We start from the raw sequence: 24,106 nt of genomic DNA, 5'->3' as shown, positions 1-24,106 counted from the left end.
TAAATTTCTGCGGCGCGGCATCATTCCTCTTGAAATGCTGCGCCGCAGCATGTATGTTCATCACATAACGAAAACGGGTCTAGCGATGATGTAATCCTGCGGACCCCCCTCTGATGGAGCACTACAAATGGCCAAGACCCAAGATTTCACCAAAGTTATGCAAGACATGATGGCGTCCTTCCCGATGGACACCTCGAAATTCCAAGGCGCGTTCAAGTCGCAAGCCGCTCTGGGCGAGAAAATGTCGAAAGTGGCATTGGACGCTGCTGAGAAATCGGCCGAGCTGTCGACCAAATGGACCAAAGACACCATCGCAAAAGTCGGCGATCTGACCACGACCAAAGAAGAGCCGGCTGACTACGCCAAAGCTGCCAGCGACTTTGCTTCGGCTGCTGCTGAAATGGCGTCGGAAAACATGGCTGCTTTCGCTGAAATCGCGAAAAAAGTGCAGATGGAAACTGTCGAGCTGATGATGGCTGCTGGCAAAGACATGTCCGAAGAAGCTTCGGCTTCGGTCAAAAAAGCAACCGCCGACATGGGCGCTGCTGCCAAAAAAGCGACCAGCGCTGCGAAGTAAAACTACTTCCGTCTCCCAGCGTCCTCCTCCCTGCCGGGAACGGAACTAAAGGCGAGCCTTCGGGCTCGCCTTTTTTCTTTGGTTGCTTTTGCGCCTGCAGCGTCTCACTATCGCTGCAACGCAATAATATTTCTTCCGGAGGATTTCATGGCCGACGATGCCAAGCCCCTGCTGATCAAGCGCTATGCAAGCCGCCGACTCTACAACACCGAGACCAGCGATTACGTGACGCTTGAAGACATCGCAAAATTCATCCGCGAGGGGCGCGAGGTGCAAATCATCGACCTGAAATCGGGCGATGATTTGACGCGCCAATATCTGCTGCAAATCGTGGCCGAACATGAGAGCCGTGGCGAAAGCGTGCTTCCGGTCGATGTGCTGACCGATCTTGTGCGCTCTTATACCGGGGCGGCGCAATCGGTGGTGCCGCAATTCCTTGCCGCCAGCTTTGAGATGCTGCGCGAGGGCCATTCGCACCTGCTTGAAAACATGACGAAAATTCCCGGCCCGATGGCTTCAATGCCTGGCATTGAGGCGTTGCAAGCGCAGCAAAAAGCCTTCTTGAAAAACATGATGGCTGGCTGGGGCACGGCGGGGTCTTCTGGCCCCGAGCCCGAAGAAACCGGCGATGAGCGCGCCGAGTTGGACGCGATCAAAAAGCAACTTGCTGAGCTTCAGAGCAAACTCAGCAAGATGTAGCACGCGCCAATTGCCCAGCCGGTCGAATTGACGCAGCGCGCCCGTTTCGGGCGCGTTTTGCATGTGCAGCGCTTGACACCCCTGCCCCAGACGCGCAAAACAACCGCGAAATTCAGTCCCGCAACCGGGCGCTCCGTGGGCGCCAAACCGACGAGGAGGACAGACATGTCCCAGATCTCCCTCACCTTTCCCGATGGCTCGCAACGTTCCTATGACAGCGGCGTCACACCTGCCGCTGTCGCGGCGTCCATTGCGCCTTCGCTGGCCAAAAAGGCAATCTCGGCGCAAGTGAATGGCGCGCATTGGGACCTGCAATGGCCGATCGAGGCAGACGCGAAAATTGCGATCAACACGATGGCCGATGACGGCCCCGCGCTGGAACTGATCCGCCACGATCTGGCCCATATCATGGCGCGCGCCGTGCAAGAGCTATACCCCGGCGTAAAGGTCACGATTGGCCCGGTGCGCGATTACGGCTGGTTTTACGACTTCGACCGCGAAGAGCCCTTCACCCCCGAAGACCTTGGCGCGATCGAGAAAAAGATGCGCGAAATCATCAATGCACGCGATCCGGTCAAAACCGAGACCTGGAGCCGCAAGCATGCGATTGATCATTACCTCGCAACCGACGAACCCTATAAGGTCGAGCTGATCAACCGCATCCCTGCGGGCGAAGATATTCGGATGTATTGGCATGGCAATTGGCAGGATCTGTGCCGTGGCCCGCATCTGCAACACACGGGTCAAGTCCCTGCGGATGCGTTCAAGCTGACCCATGTGGCGGGCGCGTACTGGCTCGGCGACAACACCCGCCCGATGCTGCAGCGCATCTATGGCGTGGCGTTCAAGACCAAAAAAGACCTCGCCGCCCATATGACCATGCTGGAAGAGGCCGCCAAGCGCGACCACCGCAAGCTGGGTCGTGAGATGAACCTGTTTCACATGCAGGAAGAGGCGCCCGGTCAGATTTTCTGGCACCCTAACGGCTGGTCGATCTACACCAGCCTGCAAGATTACATGCGCCGCAAACAGCGCGCGGATGGCTATGTCGAGGTGAACACGCCGCAGGTCGTGAACCGCAAGCTTTGGGAAGCCTCGGGGCATTGGGAAAACTATCAGGAAAATATGTTCATCGTCGAAGTGGACGAGGATCACGCGCGCGAAAAAACCGTCAACGCGCTGAAACCGATGAACTGCCCCGGCCATGTGCAGATTTTTAACGTCGGCACCAAGAGCTACCGCGATCTGCCGCTGCGCATGGCCGAGTTCGGCTCGTGCAACCGCTATGAACCCTCGGGCGCGCTGCATGGCATCATGCGGGTGCGCGGCTTTACGCAAGATGATGCGCATATCTTCTGCACCGAAGAACAGATCGAGCCCGAAACCAAGAAGTTCATCGAGTTTCTCGCCGGGATCTATGCCGATCTGGGATTTGAGAACTGGAAGGTCAAACTCTCGACCCGCCCTGACAAGCGGATTGGGTCGGAAGAAAGCTGGGACTACGCCGAGGAGAGCCTTGGGAATGCTTGCCGCAAGGCGGGCTATGAGTTCGAGGTTCAGGAAGGCGAAGGCGCGTTTTACGGGCCGAAGCTGGAATTCGTGCTGACCGATGCCATCGGGCGCGACTGGCAATGCGGCACGCTTCAGGTGGACCCTAACCTGCCCGAGCGGCTGGATGCCGATTATGTCGGCTCGGACGGCGAACGCCACCGACCGATCATGCTGCACCGCGCGGTTCTGGGCTCGTTCGAGCGCTTCATCGGTATCTTGATCGAATCCCACGCCGGCAAGCTACCGCTCTGGCTTGCGCCGCGTCAGGTTGTGGTGGCCGCGATCGTCTCGGATGCGGACGAGTATGTGCGTGAAGTAACCGAGAAACTGATCGCGGCGGGCATTCGCGCTGAATCCGATACGCGCAACGAAAAGATCAATTACAAGGTGCGCGAGCACAGCCTTGGCAAGGTACCCTATATCTTTGCGATCGGCATGAAAGAGGTCGAAGAGCGTTCCGTTTCGGTGCGTCAGCTTGGCGACACGCGCACCCGGATGGCCGCGCTCGATGACATCGTAGCCGAACTGAAAGCCGAATCTACGCCGCCTGACTTGCGCGGATAATTGCCACAATATCAGACGCTAACGAGATTTTCACAGACCTGTGAGGGGGTTAGCCCCCTCACGAAATGTCATTGCATTTTTACGTATCTGATCCAAAATTAGTCCTGCGTGTTTCGCAGACTTTCTACCGCTCTCTTCTCGATAAGGCAGCTAGAGACCCGAAAGACACTGGCTGCACGGCCCCGATGCAATTCCGCATTCGGGAAAGATTGAAGGAGAGTACGGGAATGGCCACTGGCACCGTGAAATGGTTCAATTCCACCAAAGGCTACGGCTTCATCGCGCCCGATAACGGCGGCAAAGATGTATTCGTGCACATCTCGGCGGTCGAGCGTGCGGGGCTTCAGGGCCTCGACGACAACCAAAAAGTTGAGTTCGAACTGCAGTCGGGTCGTGATGGCCGCGATTCGGCCTCCGATCTGAAACTGCTCTGATTTTCAAAGAGGTCCAATCAACGGCCCGTGCGTTATGTGCGGGCCGTTTTCATTCGGGCGACAGCCATTGTGCCTGCACGGCGGGCGTCCAGCCAAGCGTCAGCTTGTCCCCCTCGCGGATCACGGGCCGCTTCATTAGCGCGGGATGCGCGCCCAGCAGATCGGCCACCGGGGCGGCGCGTTCGCCCTCGGACAGCCCGCGCCAAGTGGTCGAGGCGCGATTGACGATTTTGTCGCCGAATGCCGTTTCGAACTCGGCGGTCTCGGCAGCCGTAAGCGGCTCGGCGCGCACATCGCGAAACGCGGGCGAATGACCTGCGCCGTCCAGCGCCTTGCGGGCCTTGCGCACCGTGTCGCAGCTCGAAATTCCGTAAATGATCATCTATTCCTCCGTCAGCGCGCCGCCATCCAGCCGCAACACCCTGTCCATCTTGGCCGTCAGCGCCATGTTATGCGTCGCGATCAGCGCAGAAAGCCCGGTTTCGCGAACGAGGTCCATTAACACGTCAAACACCGTGTCCGAGGTCGCCGGGTCGAGGTTTCCGGTCGGCTCATCGGCCAGCAACAGGCTTGGCCCATTGGCGAGCGCGCGACAAAACGCAACCCGTTGCTGCTCTCCCCCCGATAGCTCAGAGGGGCGATGATCGGCGCGCGAGGTTAGCCCGACGCGGCCCAACAGATCGGCGGCGCGTGCCTCTGCATCCGCCTTGCGAACGCCGTTGGCAAGCTGCGGCAGAACGATGTTTTCGGTTGCCGAAAATTCCGGCAGCAAATGGTGGAACTGATACACAAAGCCCAGCTTCTCACGCCGCGCCGCCGTGCGCTTGGCATCGCGCGCGCGACTTAGATCGTCGCCCTCAAGCACCACGCGCCCGCTATCGGGCGTGTCAAGCAAACCCGCAATGTGCAAAAGCGTCGACTTCCCCGCCCCCGAGGGCGCGACCAGTGCCGTCACTTGCCCCTTGGGAATTGTCAAGTTGACATCTTTGAGCACCGTAATCTCGTTCGGCTTGCCTCGATTGTAGCACTTTTCCAACTTTTCCAGAACCAGCACATCACTCATAGCGCAGCGCCTCCACCGGGTTCATGCGCGCCGCCCTGCGCGCGGGGAAAATCGTCACGACGAAAGACAGTGTCAGCGACAGCGACACCGCCTTGACCACATCCCAAGGCTGCAACTTAGCGGGAAGATGATAGATTCCGCGGATCGAGGGATCCCAAGCATCGCCGCCATTGAGCCAGTTCACGAAGCTCATCACATGGTCGATATTGGCCGCAAATAGCACCCCGATCGTCAGCCCCGCAGCCGTGCCAATCACCCCGATAAACGCACCGCAGATGAAGAACACGCGCAGGATCGAGCCTTGGCTCAGCCCCATTGTGCGCAAAATCCCGATGTCACGCCCCTTGTTCTTGACCAGCATGATCAGGCCCGAGGTGATGTTCATCGAAGCGATCAGCACGAGGATCGACAGGATGATGAACATCACGTTGTCCTCAATGCCCAGCGCGCGCAGGAAACTGCCCGAAGCGTCTTTCCACGTCCACAGCAGCGTGCCCCGACCGCTGGCATCGCTGATCGCCGTGGCCCATTCATCGACGCGCTCGGGATCGGTGACATCGACGTCGATCTCATCGGCCCCGCCTTCACGGTTGAAAAAGCTCTGCGCCTCGACAAACGGCATATAAAGCCGTGTCTGATCAATATCATAGCGTCCGGCGGAAAAGATATATTCGATCTTGTAGGCATTCACCCGCGGGCTGGTGCCGAAAGGGGTTTTTGCCCCGTTGGGCGAGATCAGCTTGACCGTATCCCCGACTGTCACGCCCAGGTCGCGCGCCATGCCGATGCCCATCGCGATGCCCTGATCGAAATCGTCGATATTGCCCTGCGCTTCGTCGGAATGGGCAATGCGGGGGATGTTTTTCAGATCTGACAACGCCAGCCCGTAAACATCGGCCACGTTCGAGCGATCTGCAAAACTCACCATCGCCTGACCGCGCACGGCGGGCGCGGCGCTCACCACTCCGGGGATCGCCTTGATGCGTTTCGTGCGCGCATCGTAATCGCGGATCAGCTTGGAATAAACTCCTGACCCCTCAACGACTTCCGTGGGCGCCGAATAAACGGTGATCTGTGGGTTTGACCCGACAATCGTGCTAACGAATTCGGCGCGAAACCCGGCACGCACGGCCAGCGTGGCGATCAGCGCCGCGACCCCGAGCATGATGCCGATCAGGGAGATCCATGTCATCACCGACACGCCACCCTCGGCGCGGCGTGCGCGCAGATAGCGCCACGCGATCATAAACTCGAAACGGGAAAACGGGGCGGTGCGTGCGGCCATAGGCTCCATCCACTAAATCGGGCGCAAGCTGGCTTGCGAGGGGGCAAAGGTCAAGAGTGGTGCGGGCTCACTTGCAGCCCAAACTCGCCGGCACATCCGCCAGAAGCGATGCCATTTCATCCGCCTGAGCTTGCATATAATCAATGCGCAACTCGGCCAGAACAGGCCCGCCTTTGCAATTGAGCCGCATGGTCTTGCGCAACTCGTGCTTGCCCAGACCCGTCGTTGAGGCGATCTCGAAGCCGGTCTTGTCCTGCTGATCGGTGGTAACCTGATCACCATCCATCAACAACGAGCGCAGCATCTGGTCATGCATCGCGCCCAGATCCGAACCGCTATCGGGATGGGCGCGCAGCGCGACATGGGGCGCGACATGAGCGTCAAAACCGGGCGCCGTAAATAGGACCCCGCCGCCATACATCTGCGCCGAGGGCCAGTCTTGGGGCACCTGCGCGGCAATCCCAAGGCTGTCATTGGACCACGCCACCAGCCCTTCGGCCTGCGCCATCGGGGCGGCCAGTGCCAAGGCCGCCGCCAAGATCAGATCAAAGCGCCGCATAGATTGCTGCGACTTTTTCAATCGCCTCCTGCGACGACATTTCCTCGCTTTCGCCGGTGCGTCGCGAGGTCAGTTCGACCTTGCCCGCCGCCACGCCGCGCGGGCCAACGGTGATGCGCCACGGCAGACCGATCAGATCCATCGTTGCGAACTTCGCGCCAGCGCGTTCCTCGCGGTCATCATAGAGCGGCTCAAGACCGGCCTCGGTGAAGGCGGTATATAGCGCCTCGCAGGCGCTGTCGCAGGATGTATCCCCCTGTTTGAGGTTCACGATACCCACATGGAACGGCGTCACGCCTTCGGGCCAGATGATGCCTTTGTCGTCGTGATTGGCCTCGATCAAGGCGCCCACAAGGCGGCTGACGCCGATGCCGTGGCTGCCCATATGCACCGGAACCTTGCCCTGATCGGGGGTATTCACGGTCGCACCCATTGCCTCGGAGTATTTCGTGCCAAAGTAAAAAATCTGGCCCACTTCGATGCCGCGACCGACGCAGCGGCGATCTTCGGGAATGGCGTTGAACAGCGCCTCGTCATGCGTCTCATCGGTGTGCGCGTAAAGGGTTGTGAACTCATTGCAGATGCCAGCGACTTCATCACGATTGTCGTAATCGACGCGGCGATCGCCCAGCTTCAGATCGGGCACTTTAGCGTCGTAAAACACCTCGGATTCGCCGGTATCGGCCAGCACCAAAAACTCATGCGTATCATCGCCGCCAATCGGGCCACTATCCGCGCGCATCGGAATCGCGGTCAGGCCCATGCGCTCGTAAGTGCGCAGATAGCTGACCATGTGGCGGTTATAGGCGTGCAGCGCGTCCTCTTTGGTCAGGTCGAAATTATACCCGTCCTTCATCAGGAATTCGCGCCCGCGCATCACGCCAAAGCGGGGCCGCACCTCGTCGCGGAATTTCCACTGGATATGATAAAGCGTGAGGGGCAGCGATTTATAGCTTTCCACATGCGAGCGGAAAATATCGGTGATCATTTCCTCGTTCGTCGGACCATATAGCATGTCGCGCCCATGACGGTCCTTGATGCGCAGCATTTCCGGGCCGTAAGCGTCATAACGCCCCGATTCTTTCCACAGATCAGCAGGTTGTAGCGTGGGCATCAACAGCGGGATGTGACCGGCGCGCACTTGTTCCTCATGCACGATCTGCTCGATGCGCTTAAGCACCTTGAACCCCATCGGCAGCCAGGAATAGATCCCGGCTTGTTGTTGCTTGATCATGCCCGCGCGCAGCATCAGCCTATGGCTGGCAATTTGCGCGTCGGCGGGGGTTTCCTTGAGAACGGGCAGAAAATAGCGGGACAGGCGCATTTGCGCTCCTTCAGGCGGTTGAGCGGTTGCCAGATGGCCTAGAGGAAATAGGGACCGTGGGCAAGATGGCGCTTGGACACGGAACGGCCAAGTTTTCGCGTGCGCGCCGCGATATCGGATCATGCGCGCTTGATTTCCCCCGATTATCCGCCACGTTAAGGCAACCTTCCCTGAAAGGAGCCATAATGGCCCTGCCCGTTCGACACCAAATGACCTATTGGACCCTTGCTGCGATCGTGTTGATCGCTGCGCTGTGGTGGCTCGGGGATGTGATTTTGCCCTTCATCATGGGGGGCGCGATTGCGTATTTTCTTGATCCGTTTGCGGACCGGCTGGAAAAGCTGGGGCTAAGCCGGGTCATGTCGACAATCGTGATCGCGCTACTCGCGATCTTGATCTTTGTGGTGCTTTCGCTGGCCATTGTGCCAATGCTGGCGCGCCAGTTGGGGCAGTTGATTGCGCTGGCGCCCGATCTTTTGACCTCATTCCAGACCTTCTTGACCGCGCGCTTCCCCGATCTGGTGCAAAATTCGGTGGTGAACGACACGCTTTCCTCTATCGGCGATGCGATCAAATCGCGCGGTGGTGAACTTGCGGGCACCCTGCTGAGTTCGGCGATGACTGTCGTGAACTTGGTAATTATCATCGTCGTGGTGCCAGTCGTCGCGTTTTACATGCTGATGGACTGGGACCGGATGGTGGCCAAGATCGACGGCTGGTTGCCCCGCGACCACGCCCCTACGATCCGCCGGATTGCGCATGATATCGACCGCGTTCTATCGGGCTTTGTGCGTGGTCAGGTCACGGTTTGCCTGATTTTGGGAACGTTTTATGCGGTCGCGTTGATGCTGGCAGGGCTTGATTTCGGGCTGCTTGTCGGCTCGGTCGCGGGTGCGCTGACCTTCATCCCCTATGTCGGCGCGATCATCGGCGGCGCGCTGGCGATTGGCTTGGCGCTGTTCCAGTTTTGGGGTGACTGGATGCAGATCGGTATCGTGGCCGCGATCTTCGCCGCCGGGCAATTCTTGGAAGGCAATATCATCACGCCAAAACTGGTGGGCGACTCGGTCGGGCTGCACCCACTATGGCTACTATTTGCACTGTCGGCTTTTGGCACGCTGTTTGGCTTTCTGGGAATGTTAGTCGCGGTTCCGGTGGCGGCTGTGATCGGAGTGGTTGCAAGGTTCCTGATCGAACAATACCTGCATGGGGCGCTGTATCGCGGCGTGGTCGAGAACGAACGTGCTGAAATTCCGGGCTTCATCAATGAAGAGACCGGCCATATTACAGGCACCGCCAAGAAAGAAAACGAAAGCTAAGACGTCATGGCCGAGCAGCTCATCTTCCCCCTGCCGATCCGGTCTGCGCAGGGGCGCGAGGATTTTTTTGTAGCCCCTGCCAATGCGCTGGCGCTGACCACGCTGGACGCAGTGCAAAGCTGGCCTAGCGGGCGGATGATTTTGATCGGCCCTGCGGGGGCGGGCAAATCGCATCTTGCTGCGATCTGGGCGCAGGAACAGGGCGCTGAAACCATTCTCGCCGCCGATCTGACCGATGCCGACGCCCCCCGTCTTGTCGCCCAAGGGGCTGCGGTGGTTGAGGGCGCGGATCGGCTAAACGCTGATCCCGCGCGTGAAGAAGCGCTGTTTCATCTGCACAATCTGATGCAAGCCGAGGGCGGCAAGCTGCTGATCACCGCGCGCATGCCACCGCGCGACTGGGGGCTGCGCTTGCCCGATCTGATCAGCCGGATGCAGGCCAGCGCAAGCGTGCGCATCACGCCCCCCGATGATGCGCTGCTGGCGGCCGTGCTGGTCAAGTTGTTTGCCGATCACCAACTGGCCGTTGCGCCCGCGCTGATTGACTGGCTGGTGACACGGATGGATCGTTCGCTTTCTACTGCGCGGCGCTTGGTGATTGCCCTGGATGCCCGCGCTTTGGCCGAAAAACGCGCAATTACACGCCCCTTGGCGGCGCAGGTGCTGGACAGTCTGGACTAAGCTGCGCACACTGTCACAGCGCCTTTACAAACCTTAACGATAAGCGCGGATATGACCCAGGCAGATTTTCTCAAAACCCCGTTCCCTACGCCCGTCACCCTGCCCGCCGAGGAAATCTCGGGGCCGGGACGATTCTTTAACCGCGAGCTAAGCTGGCTGGCCTTTAACTGGCGCGTGCTGGATGAGGCGCGCAACACCCGTGTGCCGCTGCTGGAACGGGTGCGGTTTTTGTCGATCTCGGCCACCAACCTTGACGAGTTCTATTCGGTGCGCGTGGCGGGCCTGATGGAGCTAGTGCGCGAGGCCAATGCGACCGTGTCCGACGATGGCCTCACGCCTGCCGAGCAGTTAGAGAGAATCAACGCCGATGCGCGCAAGCTGATGGATACGCAGCAAACCACTTGGTCGGCGCTCAAACGCGAGATGGAACGCGAGGGCATCACCGTGGTGTCGCGCTCGCGTCTCAGCAAGGCCGACCTGACCTATCTGTCCGAGCACTTTCTCAGCAAGGTGTTTCCGGTGCTTTCGCCGCTGGCAATTGACCCTGCCCACCCGTTTCCGTTCATCCCCAACGCTGGATTTTGCCTTGCGCTAGAGCTGGAACGCGACTCGGATAAGCGTCGCCTGCAGGCGCTTTTGCCGATCCCCCAGCAGATCGACCGCTTCGTGCGCCTGCCCGGCGAGGCGCGGTTCCTGCCGCTCGAACAGCTGCTGATGATTCACCTCGGCTCGCTGTTTCCGGGCTATCGTGATGTCGGCTCGTGCAGTTTCCGCGTGCTGCGCGACAGTGATCTTGAGGTCGAGGACGAGGCCGAAGATCTGGTGCGCGAATTTGAAACCGCGCTCAAACGCCGCCGTCGCGGTCAGGTCATTCGCATGTCGGTCTCTGCGGGTGCGCCAAAGGATCTGCAAGCCTTGGTGATGCGCGAGTTGCATGTCGACCCAGATGAGGTGGTCGCCGAAAAAGGTCTTGTGGGCATCGCCGATGTGAAGGAACTGGTGCTCAGCGAGCGCCCCGATCTGCTTTGGCCGACCTTCACCCCGCGCGTGCCCGAACGTGTGCAAGATCACGAGGGCGACATGTTCGCCGCGATCAAGCAAAAGGATATTTTGCTGCATCACCCCTATGAGACCTTTGATCTGGTGGTGCGTTTTCTGGATCAGGCGGCCAATGATCCCAACGTCTTGGCGATCAAACAGACGCTGTATCGCACCTCGAAAGACAGCCCGATCGTGTCCTCGCTGTGCGAGGCCGCCGAGGCGGGCAAATCCGTCACCGCACTGGTCGAGCTGAAAGCGCGCTTTGACGAGGCCGCCAATATCCGCCAGTCGCGGCGGCTGGAACGCTCGGGCGCGCATGTCGTTTACGGGTTTATGAACTACAAAACCCACGCCAAGATCAGCACCGTGGTGCGCCGCGAGGGCGATCAGCTTGTGACCTACACCCATTACGGCACGGGCAATTACCACCCGATCACCGCCAAAATTTACACCGATCTCAGCTTTTTCACCTGCGATGCGGCGCTGGGGCGCGATGCGACCAAAGTGTTCAACTACCTGTCGGGATATGTGCAGCCCGAGGGGCTTGAAAACCTTGCAATTTCGCCGATTTCGCTAAAGCCGCGCCTGCTGGATATGATCGCGCGCGAAAGCGCGTTTGCCAAGGCGGGCAAACCGGCCTCGATCTGGGCCAAGATGAACTCGGTGATTGATTCCGAGGTGATTGACGCGCTCTATGCTGCCTCGCAGGCGGGCGTCAAAATCAGCCTCGTCGTGCGCGGCATTTGCGGTATTCGCCCCGGCATCAAGGGCCTGTCGGAAAATATCCGGGTGAAATCCATCGTCGGGCGGTTCTTGGAACATTCGCGCATCGTGTGTTTTGGCAATGGTCACGGCTTGCCTTCGGATCAGGCACGGGTGTTCTTTTCTTCAGCCGACTGGATGGGGCGCAACCTCAACCGGCGCGTCGAAACGCTGGTCGAGGCGAAAAACCCCACCGTCAAAGCCCAGATCGTCAGCCAGATCATGGCCGCGAATATGGCCGATGAGGCGCAAAGCTGGATCTTGCAGCCCGATGGCAAATTCATCCGTCATTTACCCGAAAATCGCGACAACCTGTTTTCGTGCCATCGCTTCTTCATGGAGTTCCCCTCGCTCTCAGGACGGGGTTCCGCGGGGGCAAGCGACGTTCCTAAACTTGCCCATAGCTTCGACTAGCCCTAGCGTAGGGCAACACGACTTAACCGGACGGGCCGATGATTCCCAAAAACAGCGCGCAGCCGATCACGGATGACTCTGATGATTGGGACCCTTTCGGACAGCCGCTTTTCGATGACCCCTCTGCGCGCGCGCTCAGCCGCGTTGGTGTGGTCGATATCGGCTCGAACTCGATCCGGATGGTGGTATTTGACGGGGCAGCACGCAGCCCGGCCTATTTTTTCAATGAAAAAGTGATGGCGGGTCTAGGCCAAGGTCTGGCCGAAACCGGCAAGCTGAACGCCGAGGGGCGTGTGCGGGGCATGGCCGCGCTCAAACGCTTTGCTGCGCTCGCCGAGGGGATGGAGATCGGCCCGCTGACCTGTGTCGCCACCGCCGCAATGCGCGACGCCGAGGACGGCCCCGAATATCGTGCCAAGATCGAACGCGAAACCGGGCTGAAACTGCATGTGATCGACGGTGTCGAAGAGGCGCGGCTCTCGGCGCAAGGCGTGCTGCTGGGTTGGCCCGAAGCCGAGGGATTGGTCTGCGATATCGGCGGCAACTCGATGGAGCTAGCCGAGATCAAGAACGGCAAGGTTTGGCGGCGCGCCACCTCGCAGCTCGGGCCCTTTCGTCTGCAAATGGTTGAGGGCGGCAAAAAGGCACTCGCGACCCATATTAAAGACACGATCACCGAACTGGCCGAACAAGTCGGCACCGATCACGACCGGATTTATCTGGTGGGCGGATCGTGGCGCGCGATTGCCCGTCTTGACATGGAGCGGCGCAGCTATCCCCTTCTGGTGCTTCATGAATATCGCATGAGCCCCGATGATTTGCGCGACACCATCGACTGGATCGCCAAGTCCGACATGGACAAGTTGCGCGCGAAAACCGGCACTTCTGCCGCGCGGATGGAGCTTGTGCCGCTGGCCAGTCAGGTGTTGGGCGAGTTGATCGAGCAGTTCCAACCCCGGGAAATCGACGTGTCGGCTTATGGTATCCGCGAGGGGCTGCTGTATGAACAGATGCCCGAACGGTTGCGCCGCCGCGACCCGCTGGTCGAGGCGTGTCGCCACACCGAACGCCTAATGTCGCGCATGCCCGGATTTGGCAAGAAACTTCACGCCTTTATCGAGCCGATCTTTGGCCCGTTGCCGCCGGAAAAATTCCGTCTCGTGCGCGCGGCCTGCCTGCTGCATGACACCACGTGGCGCACCCACCCCGATTACCGCGCCGAGGCCTGCTTTGAAAATGTCACCCGCGCGAACTATTCCGCGATGTCACATGCTGAGCGGGTGTTTCTGGGTCTGGCGCTGTTGCACCGCTATAAAAACTCGCGCTCTGGGTCGCGGCTGGAACCACTGTTTGATTTGTTAACGCCCGAGACGCTGCAAGAGGCCGAGGTACTGGGCAAGGCCATGCGTTTTGGCGCGATGTTTGCCACGCACAGCCCCGCCGATGCGGGTGAGCTGTCCTATTCTGCCAAGAAAAACGTGCTGGCGCTGAAGCTGAGCAAACGCGGCCGCGCGTTGTTTGGCGAGGTCGCCGAGGCACGGTTCCGCTCGCTTGCCAATGCGCTCAAGGCCGAGGCGAAAGTGTCCTAAAGCTCGATCTCGTTTTGCGGGACGGAAGGATGGCCGGGCGGCAGATCGGGGCGGTCGCGATCTGGCGCTTCGGGTGGCTCGCTCAATAGCGGCGGCGGGGGCGGCGCATCGGCACGACGCCGCAACAGGATATCGCCATTTGGTAGGCGCTCGGGTGCCTCATAGTTTTTTATATCGTCAATCAGCGCCATGAATTGGCGCAGCTTTGGACCCAACTGCTCTGCCGCATCGCCCAAGCCCTTTTGCATCTCTTCCAGTTCCGGGCGCATCTGTTCGATGATGCCACGAAACAGCAGTTGCGCGCCCTCTTCCAGCAGCGAAAAGCCGCGATCAGCATCGCTTTCAGGCGTTTGGGCATATGTGGGCAGGCCGGTGAGGCAGGCAACCAGAATGGGAACAAACAAGGCTTTCATTTGGTCAGCTTACTCCCACAATGAGCAAAGATCACGCCCCTTCCGCCGCGTCGACATTTAGATCAACAGATACCGGAAAATGGTCAGACGCCTGCAACAATGCCTCGCGCAATTCCGGCACGCGGTAGATTTTCGGGTCATCGAACGGATGCCAAATACGCCAATTCGCCGCGCGCGCCGCCAGATCGGGCGAGAGCATCACGAAGTCTAGCATTGCCGAGAAATACTGCTTCTGATCAATAAGATAGAACCGCGCCGAACTGGGGGCGGCCGAGGTTTGATGCGCAGCACTCAGGCGCGCATGCGGGTCGTGCAAGCGCCACTCCTCGGGCCCGCCCTCGCCCGCGACGATCTCAACCCCCGAGCGCCCGAACAGCTTTTCATATTCATCCAAGCCCGGACCATCGTTGAAATCGCCCAACACGATCACGCTGTCGCCTGCGGCCAGATGCGACTCAACCCGGCCCCGCAGCCAAATCGACTGCGCCAGCTGCTTGCGCCGGTTTTCAATCGCGATCCGGATCGCCGCTTCGCGACTCGTCACGCCATGGGGGGCCTTGGATTTGATATGCACCCCGATCAACCGCATCACCTGCCCGGTCGCTGTTTCCAGCTCCGCCTCTAATGGCGGCTTGGAAAAGGTCACTGTGTCCATTTGCGCATCAATATCGAGGTCGATTTTCAGCACTCCGTCAAAGCGCGGCCAAGCCTCGCTTTCAACCGGATCATGCTGGGCGCGCACAACATCAGGATCATAGAGCAGCGCAATTTCCTGCTGCGTATCGTTGGAAAACCCGATCAAAGCCTTGCGTTGGCGCAACTCAAACTTTGCGGCAAACGATTCCAGCATCGCAACCGTTTTATGGCGTCGGTTGTCATCGGGGGCCTCGACGACCAGCAGCACATCGGCGTCCAACGCGTTCAGCACAATCGCGATCGCGCCGATCTGCTCGGCGCGCGTCACATTGTAGCGTGCCGACCATTCGCCATCCTCAAGCAGACGACCCTTGCGATCGAAAAGATTGGTGAACCACTCGATATTCCACGTGGCCAAGCGCATCAGGATTTGGCCGCAGAATCGCGCAATTCTTCCCAAGCGGCATTGAGCGCAATTAACCGCTGTTCGGCCAATTGCACGGCCTCGGGCGGCAAGCCGCGTGCTATCGCGCGATCGGGATGGGCCTCGCGCACCTTGGCGCTCCAAATCTTGCGGACCTCGGCAAGTGGCGTTCCGGGCGCCACTTCCAGAACCGACCACGGATCGGGCGCAGCATCGGGCACGAACGCCGCTTTCATCGCGCGAAAACAGCACTCTTCGAGCCCGAAGATGCGCGCGACTTCGAGCAGGAAGGCGTCCTCGCCCTCGTGATAATCACCATCGGCCATCGCGATGAAAAACAACCCCTCAAGCACGTCTTTCAGCACATCCGCGCCGGGGCCGAACATCCGCGCGATCTTGCGCGCATAAGCGTCAAAGCCCGCCACATCGGTGCGCGCCATGTCAAAGACGCGCGCGGCATTGGCCTCTTCATCCGCCGGGATCTGGAAAATACGGCGGAACGCGGCGACCTCATCGCGCGTGACCTGCCCGTCGGCCTTGGCCATTTTGGCCCCAAGCGCAATCACCGCAATTGTAAAAGCGACCGAGCGCTCAGGTGGTTCGCGCAGATTGTCAAAGACACTCGACAGCCCCTCGCCCCGACCAAGGGCGGCCAATGCCTGCGCGATGCGCGACCAAAGTGAAAGCGGCTTATCCATCATATCCTAGTATTCGCTTTACGCATCCAAGTTTAGCGCCAGCCTCCCGGATTTGCACCCGCAGAAATGCGCGGGGGCATTACAACCCTGTAATGTCGGGAAAAGGATGGTTTCGGGGCAATAACTGCGTGCTCAACGCCTAAAAACATCGGAATATCACATATTTTGAAGCGTGAAAAACCGCTGATATTTAGTGAGAAGCAGTAACCCGCCAACCGCTGCGCCCTCTGGCAAGCCCGCCTGCGTTTCGCTATGACCAATCTATGAGCAGTTTTCTCTCCGTCGATCATTCCCTAAGCGGACGCCGCTGGGTTGGCCCCGCGCCCGAGACCGACCGTCTCGCCGAGGCGATGGCGCAAACCACCCGCCTGCCGCTACCCTTGGCGCGAATCCTTGTGGCGCGCGGCGTAAGCCCGCAGGACGCCGAGGGCTTTCTCGAGCCCACCCTGCGCGACCTGCTGCCCGACCCGCGCAGCCTCAAGGATATGGAACGCGCCGCGACTCGGTTTCTCGCGGCGCTCAATGCGCGCGAAAACATCGCCGTTTTCGCGGATTATGATGTGGATGGCGGGGCTTCGGCGGCGCTGTTGATCCATTGGCTGCGCGCAATGGGACGTCAAGCGACGCTCTATATTCCCGACCGAATCGACGAGGGCTATGGCCCCAACGAGCCCGCGATGGAGGCTTTGGCGCGCGATCATTCGCTGATCATTTGCGTGGATTGCGGCACGCTCAGCCACGGTCCAGTGGCTGCCGCCAAACCCGCCGATGTCATCATTCTCGATCACCATCTGGGCGGCGAGACCCTGCCAGATGCGCTGGCCTGTGTGAATCCCAACCGGCTGGATGAAACCGGAGATCTGGGTCATCTTTGCGCCGCTTCTGTGGTATTCCTGATGCTGGTCGAGGCCAATCGCCAGCTGCGCGCGCAGGATGTGCAAGGTCCGCCGCTGATGGCACTGCTCGATCTGGTTGCGCTGGCGACGGTGGCCGATGTTGCGCCCCTATTGGGCTGCAACCGCGCGCTGGTGCGTCAGGGGCTAAAAATCATGGCGCAGCGCGAGCGCCCCGGTCTGGTGGCTTTAAGCGATGTGGCCCGCCTTGACCGCGCGCCAAGCGCCTATTCGCTGGGCTTCGTGCTGGGTCCGCGGATCAATGCAGGGGGTCGGATAGGTGCCGCCGATTTGGGTGCGCGCCTTTTGGCCACCGATGATCCCCATGAGGCGCAGGCATTGGCCGAGCGGCTTGATATGCTGAACTCCGAGCGCCGCGAGGTCGAAAACGCGGTGCGCGCATCGGCGCTGGTTCAGGCCGAGCAGCGTGGGCTGGACGGCCCACTTGTTTGGGCCGCAGGCGAGGGCTGGCATCCGGGCGTCGTGGGCATCGTCGCCGCACGTCTGAAAGAGGCCACCAACCGTCCCGCCGTGGTGATCGGGCTGGAGGGCGGTATCGGCAAAGGCTCGGCGCGCTCGATCAATGGCGTCGATATCGGCGCGGCCATTCAACGAGTCGCCGCCGAGGGCTTGCTGCTCAAGGGCGGTGGACACCGGATGGCGGCGGGTCTGACCGTCGAGGAAAGTAAGCTGGAGGCCGCGATGGTGCGCCTGTCCGCGTTGCTGGCCAAGCAAGGGGCTGGCACGCAAGGCCCGCGCGATTTGCGACTTGATGGTCTGTTGATGCCCGGTGCCGCAACCCCGCAACTGATCGAGGATATCGACCGCGCCGGCCCCTTTGGCCAAGGTGCCCCTGCCCCGCGGTTTGCCTTTGCCAATATGGAGATCGCATCACCGCGCCCGATCGGAGAAAGCCATCTGCGCTTTATGTTCGGCGACGGTATGGGCGCGCGGATAGAGGCGATAAACTTCGGCGCGTTCGACGGCCCGCTTGGCCCCGCGCTCAGCGAACGCGGCGCGCAGCGCTTTCATCTGGCCGGTCGGCTTGAGATCAATTCCTGGGGCGGGCGCAATAAGGTGCAACTGCGCCTAGAGGATGCCGCGCGCGCCTGAAGCCACTGTTTTCACACCGCATTCAGCGGGTATCCGATCTTGATGCGAAAGTTTCGCAAAAACATCAAAAACCCCCTTGCGAGTCACCAAGCTCTGGCCTAAACACCGCCCACGCCGACAAGCCAAGCGCTTGATCGCCTTGAGTGGCCCGTTCGTCTATCGGTTAGGACGCCAGGTTTTCAACCTGGAAAGAGGGGTTCGATTCCCCTACGGGCTGCCACTTTATCCATTTAATAATTTGATTCGTAAGGGATTTCCCCTTCGTTTGTTTTTCGCACCATCATTCCTATCGGCGGCATTGATCTCGACAGGCTGTGTGCGCGGCGAAAAATCCGAGATGGGTGAAAGGGTCGAAAACTTGGGCCGCATCTCCAAAATTCGGGTGATGGACGCGCACATCGCGCAGCCATGAGGCATCGAAGCCAAGGCGTTCGGCCAACTCCACACCCTTGCAGGGTTAGAGATGTCTGGAACACAGAGGGGCGGGCCGTCGGCACGGGCGTCGGCCTGACCGTCCGCGCTTCAGTCGCGATCCGCAGGCTCGTCCAGACGATCATCGCCTTGCCATCAATCGCCCCAAAACGGGCATCTAAATGCTGGGAAATGTTGGCAACGACAGCGTCGCGACGCGGACCGGCATCTACGAGTTTCTCGATTTGGGACCATTTCTTAACGATCGCGCCTGCATCATCTTCTGCAAGCTCCCCGGTAGCAATCTCGTATTTTTCATCAAGGCTGTCGCGTAGATCTTTTGCGACTGGGACGCGCGCAATCCGGCCTTCATATTAGATCGGCACCGTCGCGCCATCCGCCACCGGGTATCATAGACGGCACAAGCCCTTTCGGCGTGGCGAATAGTTCAGTGTTCTCACACCTTTGGCGGAGTGCTGTCTCGAGAAGCAAACAGCATGGCAATAGCGTCGGGCGCGCATTAGAAGCAACGCAACAGCTTAGGCTTATGCCGTTGACTTGAATCGATATTTGTATGAGTTACCTCGGGTGTCTGACGCGAATTGGGCGTTCGTTGGCAGGCTGTCTGGAGGGCTGGCACGCCCTTGGTCAATGAAGGCCTCGAGAGTGCGAGACACTCCGCAAGCTGTAAGCCCCGGAGGCGAACCAAATGACTGGAATTCAGCCAAATGATCGCCTGATCGCGCAATCATCCCTTCTCCTTAACAAATTGCCGCAGGATTTGCAGGATGCGCTGCTGGAAAGCGCGCGCGTGATCGAGTTTGATCGCGGGACCACCGTTTTCCTTCAGGGCGAGCAGGCGCGCGCGATCTATATCGTGGCCAAAGGCTGGGTGAAACTATACCGGATTTCGCCCAATGGCACTGAGGCGGTTGTCGGCGTTTTCACCAAGGGGCGCAGTTTCGGTGAAGCCTTGGCCTTCCACAACGACATCTATCCCGTATCGGCCGAGGCGGTGACCTATTGCCGCCTGATCCGGATCGAGGTCTCCACCTTACTGCAGATGATCCGTGAGAACCATGAAGTGGCTCTGGCAATTCTCGCGGCGACGTTCACTCACCTTCATGCGCTTGTTGCGCAGCTCGAAGCGCTGAAAGCCCGCACAGGGTCGCAGCGCGTGGCCGAGTTCCTGCTTGATCTGTGTGATTGCGACAAAGGGGACTGCGCCGGAGGGTGCACGGTGCGCCTGCCTTACGACAAGGGGCTGATCGCAGGGCGTCTGGGGATGAAGCCCGAAAGCCTGAGCCGGGCGTTCGGCAAGTTGAAATCCGTCGGCGTCACAGTCACTCGCGAGGACGCCACAATCGCCGATCTAAACGCACTGCGCAATTTCGCCGACGAAGACCCCGCCAACGCTTGGAATAAATTATGAAGACGCGACTGCAAACCGCCCTTGATGCCGTTGACGCGGCCAATGCTGGGGATCCAGATACAAGCGAAACCCGCCCCGCCGCGCGGCTTTATGGCGAGCGGATGACAGCCGAACTTGATCGGCTTTTCCCGGACGCGTCAGATGTGCTGCGCATCGCCGCACGCGGGCAACATATCGAGCGCTGGCTGCTGCCACGCAAGGACTTCCCCGAGGGCCGCACCGGCTATCTCGACTGGCGCCGCGAACAGGGCCGCCGACATGGAGCGCGGGTGGCTGGGATCATGGCAGAGGCTGGGTATCCACCCGAGGATTGCGACCGCGCCGGGGTTTTGCTGCGCAAAGAGGGGATCAAGCGCGATGCAGAGGTGCAAGCGCTGGAAGACGTGATCTGTTTCGTCTTTCTCAAGTGGTATTTCGCGCCCTTCTCGGGCACGCAGTCACCCGAGGCGCTGGACAAGATCGTGCTGCGCACGGCGCGCAAGATGTCGGCTGAGGGGCGTGCGCGGGTACTGGAAGAATTCGATCTGCCCGAGGCGCTGGCCGGGGCGTTTCGCGATCAGGATGCCGGGTAAGCGCACGGCCCGAGTTCCCGTAAAAACGCGCCTTTCGTGGTCCGCGCGAAGGCGCATCAGACCGCCCCTGTCGCCACCGCAAGCCCCATCGCCCCCAGCATGAACAGCCCCAGCACGAGCGCAAAGCCCCGGCTCCACGCTGGCACCTGCGAGAGGCCGAGATAGACGTTCAGCACGATCTGCGCCTTGACCCAAGCCAGCGCGAGGATCGCCACGGCGATCACCGCCCCCGTGCTGCCCGAGAACGCAATCAGCGTGCTGCCCACCGAGAGCGCCACCAGCGCCAGCCATCCTTGCGTCGCAGTCATCGCCTTACCTCAGCAGATAAATGATGGGAAACAAAAGCACCCAAACCAGATCGACCATATGCCAAAACGCGGTGCCGACCTCGAGATTACGCGGGCTTGCCTTCCAGCCAACCAGCGCGAGGATAACGATCCCCGCCAGCACATGCAGCGCATGAAACCCGGTGAGCAGGTAATAGAAGGTGAAGAACGTGTGGGTTTCGAAATTGATCCCCTCCGCCGCCTTGCCCGCGTATTCCATCCCCTTGATCCAAAGGAAAAGCACGCCCAGAGCCGAGGCCCCCGCCAGTAGCAGGCGCACCCGCATCACCTGCCCCGCCTCGCCCGCCTTAAGCGCGAGTGCCGCGAGCCAGCCCGACGTGACCAGAACGATGGTATTAATCCCCGCCGCCGTCGCATTGAGATGGCCCTGCGCGGCGCTAAACCCCGCCGGATCGGTTAACCGCATCGCCATGAAAGCCATCAGCCCCGCACCGAACACCACAAGTTCCGAGATGATGAGAATCCACATCATCAGATCGCCCGGCAGCGCGTAAAAATCGCTTTCGCCTTGGGTTTCGTCGCTCATCCCGCCCCCACCAACTCGCGATAGATGCGCGGCAGCGTTGCGGTCAGCTTGTCAGGATTGGGGATCACGGCGAACCCGCCTTGCCCAAAAATGCGCGGGAACCACGCTTTCGCATCGCGATCCACGGTGATGCCAAAAACCGAATGCCCCGCGCGCCGTGCCTCACGCACGGCCATGCGGCTGTCTTCGATACCGTGGCGGCCCTCGTAATGGTCAAGATCGTTGGGCTTGCCGTCGGTGATCACCAGCAGCAACCGCCGCTTGCGGGGTTGGCGCGAAAGCTCGGCCGAGACATGGCGCATCGCCGCACCCAGCCGGGTGTAGAAACCCGGTTTGAGGCTCGCGATCCGCGCCTCGACTTCGCGGCTCATCGACGCGCCGAAATCCTTGGCGGTCTGGACATATACCCGTTGTCGGCGAAGCGAGGAAAACGCGTGAATCGCAAAATCGTCGCCACAGGCATCAAGCCCCCATGCAAAGGCGGCCAGCGCCTCGCGTTCAACGTCGATCACGGTGCGGCCCTCATGGCCATGGCCCGGAATCGCGGCTTCGGTCGAGCGTGACACATCCAGAAGGATCGACACCGCCAGATCGCGTTTCTCGGCCCGGGTCTGGCGCCAGACGCGATCATAGCCCTCGCCGGTCGCGGCAAAATCGACCTGAGCGCGCACGGCGCGCTCTATGTCCAGCTCATCGCCCTCGGAATGGCCTGGGGTCGAGATACGGCCCGGGCGTAGCGCCTCGAACTGCCGCTTCACCGCCTTGATGCGCGCGCGGGCGCGAGGATCATCGGCAAAGGCGCTGATCCCGCTTTGCGCCTCGATGCGCGTGGCCAACACGCGAGCATGAGCGGGCATGTAGGCCCCTGTGCGCACGTCCCATTCGGGATAGGTCGTCTCATCTGAAAGCGCCTCGCGATCCACGTCTTCGGGCGCGAGGTCGAGGTGCAATTTCATGCGAGTCGCAGGGGCCTTAGAAATTTGACCCAGTCCGATCTCGTCCTGATCGTCGGCGGCCTTGCCCGCGTTGTCTTCGTCGTCATCATCAACGCGGCGGTTAATGTTCATGAACTGCGCAAAGCTGAGGATCGATTCGAACTTGTGCAGGATAAGACTGTCTTGGCGCTCTGCCTGATCGGCCTTGCGGCGGCGCGCGCGCCGCGACGGTCCATCTTCGGAGACCTCGGGCGCGCCCGTGGCATCGGGGCTTTCAACGGCAGTGGTGCTTGATGCGCAAAGCGCGCGCAAATCGGACCAGAGCGGCACCGGGCGCGCGGGGCAATAGCGGCGCGGCGCGGTGAAGCGCGCGACATCGCCGCTTTCGATGGCGGCGCGCATGTCTTGCGCCAGATCGCCCGCGGCGGTCTCATCGCCCAGATGCGCGCGCAACGCCTGTTCCAGAGCGGCCTCGATTGGCGGCAGGTGCGGCACCCGGCGCAGCGCTAGAACTGCCCCGCAAAGGTCGGCGTAAAGTCGGGCGTAGCCGGGCGCGGCATCGAGTGCTGCGCGCACCGTCACCTGCGCGTGATGCAGCCCCAAAAGATCGGCCTGCAACGGATCGTCGGGCATCGCGCCCCCCGGCGCGGCTTGCGCAGCACAAGCGGCAAGCCAGACATAAAGCGCGGCGTTGGCCTCGCGCGCGGGAAACACCGCGAGCGATTCCGGCAGGCGCAGCGCGGCACCGTCAAAGCTGGCTCTGGGCGCGGTCTCGGCCCATGTGCCCAGCTTGCGCCGCCACGACAACCGGTGATGCGAGACCTCCTCGCCCACCGGCTTGATCTCGACGGCATGGCCACCGCCCAAGCCCCGGAAAAGAACTGCCAACCGCCCGCCGACCTCACTAAGGCCGACACGGGCTCCGTCGTGGACGCTAGGCGCGTCGAGGCGGCTGGCATAAGCGTGCCACAGTTTCCCAACCGTTTCTTCGGGTTCCCATGGCTCGATTTCGACCGTTGTCATCGCTTTGCCTCACCCGAAGATGGCGGTAACTAGATCGAGGAGCCCGCGTTTCACATCCCCGTCGTCCGTCAGCGGCTCGATCATCGCAGCGAGGATCGCGCGATCGACCGGCATGCCCTGCCCGATCAGCGTAGCGGCATAAATCACGAGGCGGGTCGAAACCCCTTCCTCAAGGTCCTGCCCCTTGAGATCGCGCAGTTTGTTCGCAAGGCGCACCAGCGGTTTCACCCGCTCCGGGTCAAGCCCGCTCTCACGCGCGACCACGGCGATCTCGTGTTCCTGCGCCGGAAAATCGAATTCGACCGCGAGGAAGCGCTGCCGCGTTGAGGGCTTCAGCGTCTTGAGGATGTTCTGGTAACCCGGGTTGTAGGAGGCCACCAGCATGAAGCCCTCCGCCGCTTCCAGCTCTTCGCCGGTGCGGTCGATGGGCAGGATGCGCCGGTCGTCGGTCAGCGGATGCAACACGACGGTCACGTCCTTGCGCGCCTCGACCACCTCGTCGAGGTAACAGATCGCGCCCTCGCGCACCGCACGGGTCAGCGGGCCATCGACCCAGACTGTCTCGCCGCCCTTGAGAAGGTAGCGCCCAATCAGGTCGGCCGCCGACAGATCATCATGACAAGCCACAGTATATAGCGGTCGGCCCAGCGTCGCCGCCATATGGGACACGAACCGCGTCTTACCGCAGCCCGTCGGGCCCTTGAGCAAAAGCGGAAGGTCATTGCGGGCGGCGGTCGCGAAAATCTCGCACTCGTCGCCCTGTGGGAGGTAGAAGGGGGCGTGCGCCGCCCCCTCCATCTTGTTGCTATGCGCGTTCATCA

At 60.7% G+C, this 24,106-nt stretch carries 23 protein-coding genes and 1 tRNA gene; 12 read left to right on the top strand and 12 right to left on the bottom strand.

What is annotated here, in order from left to right; translation table 11 throughout:
• The first annotated feature begins 127 nt into the window (after positions 1-127).
• The 4 genes from ACN0SD_RS08800 (at position 128) to ACN0SD_RS08785 (ending at position 3,825) form a co-directional block, all read left to right on the top strand.
• Positions 128-577, top strand: coding sequence for a phasin family protein (locus ACN0SD_RS08800; RefSeq protein ID WP_417807865.1), 450 nt, complete (start codon positions 128-130; stop codon positions 575-577).
• Between the two features lie 147 nt (positions 578-724).
• A complete protein-coding gene (gene phaR, locus ACN0SD_RS08795) occupies positions 725-1,276 on the top strand; it encodes a polyhydroxyalkanoate synthesis repressor PhaR (RefSeq protein ID WP_417807864.1) in 552 nt (183 codons plus the stop codon).
• Between the two features lie 165 nt (positions 1,277-1,441).
• Positions 1,442-3,391, top strand: a complete 1,950-nt coding sequence (gene thrS / locus ACN0SD_RS08790; protein WP_417807863.1) for a threonine--tRNA ligase — start codon at positions 1,442-1,444, stop codon at positions 3,389-3,391.
• A 227-nt stretch (positions 3,392-3,618) separates the two neighbouring features.
• Positions 3,619-3,825 (top strand): cold-shock protein, encoded by a 207-nt coding sequence (locus ACN0SD_RS08785; RefSeq protein ID WP_038129589.1) that lies wholly within the window; start codon positions 3,619-3,621, stop codon positions 3,823-3,825.
• A 49-nt stretch (positions 3,826-3,874) separates the two neighbouring features.
• Here ACN0SD_RS08785 and ACN0SD_RS08780 read toward each other — a convergent pair whose 3' ends face one another.
• The 5 genes from ACN0SD_RS08780 to proS form a co-directional block, all read right to left on the bottom strand.
• The gene (locus ACN0SD_RS08780; RefSeq protein WP_417807862.1) at positions 3,875-4,207 is read right to left on the bottom strand and encodes an arsenate reductase family protein; all 333 of its coding nucleotides are present in this window, start codon (positions 4,205-4,207) and stop codon (positions 3,875-3,877) included.
• Positions 4,208-4,888, bottom strand: coding sequence for an ABC transporter ATP-binding protein (locus ACN0SD_RS08775; RefSeq protein WP_417807861.1), 681 nt, complete (start codon positions 4,886-4,888; stop codon positions 4,208-4,210).
• Complete coding sequence (locus ACN0SD_RS08770; RefSeq protein ID WP_417807860.1) at positions 4,881-6,173, bottom strand: lipoprotein-releasing ABC transporter permease subunit; 1,293 nt, start codon at positions 6,171-6,173, stop codon at positions 4,881-4,883. Before ACN0SD_RS08770 ends, ACN0SD_RS08775 begins: the two co-directional genes overlap by 8 nt.
• Before the next feature lie 67 nt (positions 6,174-6,240).
• The gene (locus tag ACN0SD_RS08765) at positions 6,241-6,732 is read right to left on the bottom strand and encodes a hypothetical protein (RefSeq protein WP_417807859.1); all 492 of its coding nucleotides are present in this window, start codon (positions 6,730-6,732) and stop codon (positions 6,241-6,243) included.
• Entirely contained in the window at positions 6,719-8,056 is a 1,338-nt protein-coding gene (gene proS / locus ACN0SD_RS08760; protein WP_417807858.1) for a proline--tRNA ligase, read from the bottom strand. The genes ACN0SD_RS08765 and proS overlap by 14 nt, the downstream gene beginning before the upstream one ends.
• 185 nt (positions 8,057-8,241) lie before the next feature.
• Here proS and ACN0SD_RS08755 point away from each other — a divergent pair, with 185 nt between their 5' ends.
• The 4 genes from ACN0SD_RS08755 to ACN0SD_RS08740 are packed head-to-tail and all read left to right on the top strand — an operon-like array spanning position 8,242 to position 13,862.
• Positions 8,242-9,375 carry an AI-2E family transporter gene (locus ACN0SD_RS08755; protein WP_417807857.1) on the top strand — a complete coding sequence of 378 codons (1,134 nt, stop codon included), beginning with the start codon at positions 8,242-8,244 and terminating at the stop codon, positions 9,373-9,375.
• A gap of 6 nt (positions 9,376-9,381) precedes the next feature.
• A complete protein-coding gene (locus ACN0SD_RS08750; protein ID WP_417807856.1) occupies positions 9,382-10,056 on the top strand; it encodes a chromosomal replication initiator DnaA in 675 nt (224 codons plus the stop codon).
• Positions 10,057-10,107: 51 nt separating this feature from the next.
• Complete coding sequence (locus ACN0SD_RS08745) at positions 10,108-12,273, top strand: RNA degradosome polyphosphate kinase (protein ID WP_417807855.1); 2,166 nt, start codon at positions 10,108-10,110, stop codon at positions 12,271-12,273.
• Positions 12,274-12,311: 38 nt separating this feature from the next.
• Entirely contained in the window at positions 12,312-13,862 is a 1,551-nt protein-coding gene (locus ACN0SD_RS08740; protein WP_417807854.1) for a Ppx/GppA family phosphatase, read from the top strand.
• On the opposite strand, the gene ACN0SD_RS08735 is transcribed toward ACN0SD_RS08740, so the two are convergent.
• From ACN0SD_RS08735 to ACN0SD_RS08725, 3 genes are read right to left on the bottom strand one after another with little or no spacing between them, the layout of a single operon-like run.
• Positions 13,859-14,275 (bottom strand): AAA+ family ATPase, encoded by a 417-nt coding sequence (locus tag ACN0SD_RS08735; protein ID WP_417807853.1) that lies wholly within the window; start codon positions 14,273-14,275, stop codon positions 13,859-13,861. The two genes, ACN0SD_RS08740 and ACN0SD_RS08735, sit on opposite strands and share 4 nt — an antisense overlap.
• Positions 14,276-14,306: 31 nt before the next feature.
• A complete protein-coding gene (locus ACN0SD_RS08730; RefSeq protein WP_417807852.1) occupies positions 14,307-15,335 on the bottom strand; it encodes an endonuclease/exonuclease/phosphatase family protein in 1,029 nt (342 codons plus the stop codon).
• On the bottom strand, positions 15,335-16,033 hold the full coding sequence (locus tag ACN0SD_RS08725) for a TerB family tellurite resistance protein (RefSeq protein ID WP_417807851.1): 699 nt from the start codon (positions 16,031-16,033) through the stop codon (positions 15,335-15,337). The genes ACN0SD_RS08730 and ACN0SD_RS08725 overlap by 1 nt, the downstream gene beginning before the upstream one ends.
• Before the next feature lie 263 nt (positions 16,034-16,296).
• Here ACN0SD_RS08725 and recJ point away from each other — a divergent pair, with 263 nt between their 5' ends.
• The 4 genes from recJ (at position 16,297) to ACN0SD_RS08705 (ending at position 20,454) form a co-directional block, all read left to right on the top strand.
• Positions 16,297-18,039, top strand: a complete 1,743-nt coding sequence (gene recJ / locus ACN0SD_RS08720) for a single-stranded-DNA-specific exonuclease RecJ (protein ID WP_417807850.1) — start codon at positions 16,297-16,299, stop codon at positions 18,037-18,039.
• A gap of 145 nt (positions 18,040-18,184) precedes the next feature.
• Positions 18,185-18,259 (top strand) — tRNA-Glu (locus tag ACN0SD_RS08715).
• Between the two features lie 900 nt (positions 18,260-19,159).
• Complete coding sequence (locus tag ACN0SD_RS08710; protein WP_417807849.1) at positions 19,160-19,882, top strand: Crp/Fnr family transcriptional regulator; 723 nt, start codon at positions 19,160-19,162, stop codon at positions 19,880-19,882.
• Complete coding sequence (locus ACN0SD_RS08705; RefSeq protein WP_417807848.1) at positions 19,879-20,454, top strand: DUF4202 domain-containing protein; 576 nt, start codon at positions 19,879-19,881, stop codon at positions 20,452-20,454. Before ACN0SD_RS08710 ends, ACN0SD_RS08705 begins: the two co-directional genes overlap by 4 nt.
• Positions 20,455-20,510: 56 nt before the next feature.
• On the opposite strand, the gene ACN0SD_RS08700 is transcribed toward ACN0SD_RS08705, so the two are convergent.
• From ACN0SD_RS08700 to ACN0SD_RS08685, 4 genes are read right to left on the bottom strand one after another with little or no spacing between them, the layout of a single operon-like run.
• On the bottom strand, positions 20,511-20,762 hold the full coding sequence (locus ACN0SD_RS08700) for a cytochrome C oxidase subunit IV family protein (RefSeq protein ID WP_417807847.1): 252 nt from the start codon (positions 20,760-20,762) through the stop codon (positions 20,511-20,513).
• A gap of 4 nt (positions 20,763-20,766) precedes the next feature.
• Positions 20,767-21,327 (bottom strand): cytochrome c oxidase subunit 3, encoded by a 561-nt coding sequence (locus tag ACN0SD_RS08695; RefSeq protein WP_417807846.1) that lies wholly within the window; start codon positions 21,325-21,327, stop codon positions 20,767-20,769.
• Positions 21,324-23,285, bottom strand: a complete 1,962-nt coding sequence (locus ACN0SD_RS08690; protein ID WP_417807845.1) for a nitric oxide reductase activation protein NorD — start codon at positions 23,283-23,285, stop codon at positions 21,324-21,326. Before ACN0SD_RS08690 ends, ACN0SD_RS08695 begins: the two co-directional genes overlap by 4 nt.
• 9 nt (positions 23,286-23,294) lie before the next feature.
• Entirely contained in the window at positions 23,295-24,104 is an 810-nt protein-coding gene (locus tag ACN0SD_RS08685) for a CbbQ/NirQ/NorQ/GpvN family protein (RefSeq protein WP_417807844.1), read from the bottom strand.
• Between the last annotated feature and the right edge of the window lie 2 nt (positions 24,105-24,106).

Source organism: Thioclava sp. (assembly GCF_048263065.1).
GTDB lineage: Bacteria > Pseudomonadota > Alphaproteobacteria > Rhodobacterales > Rhodobacteraceae > Thioclava.
Note: the sequence above shows the minus strand (reverse complement) of the source record. Positions and strands in the feature narration are given on the sequence as shown.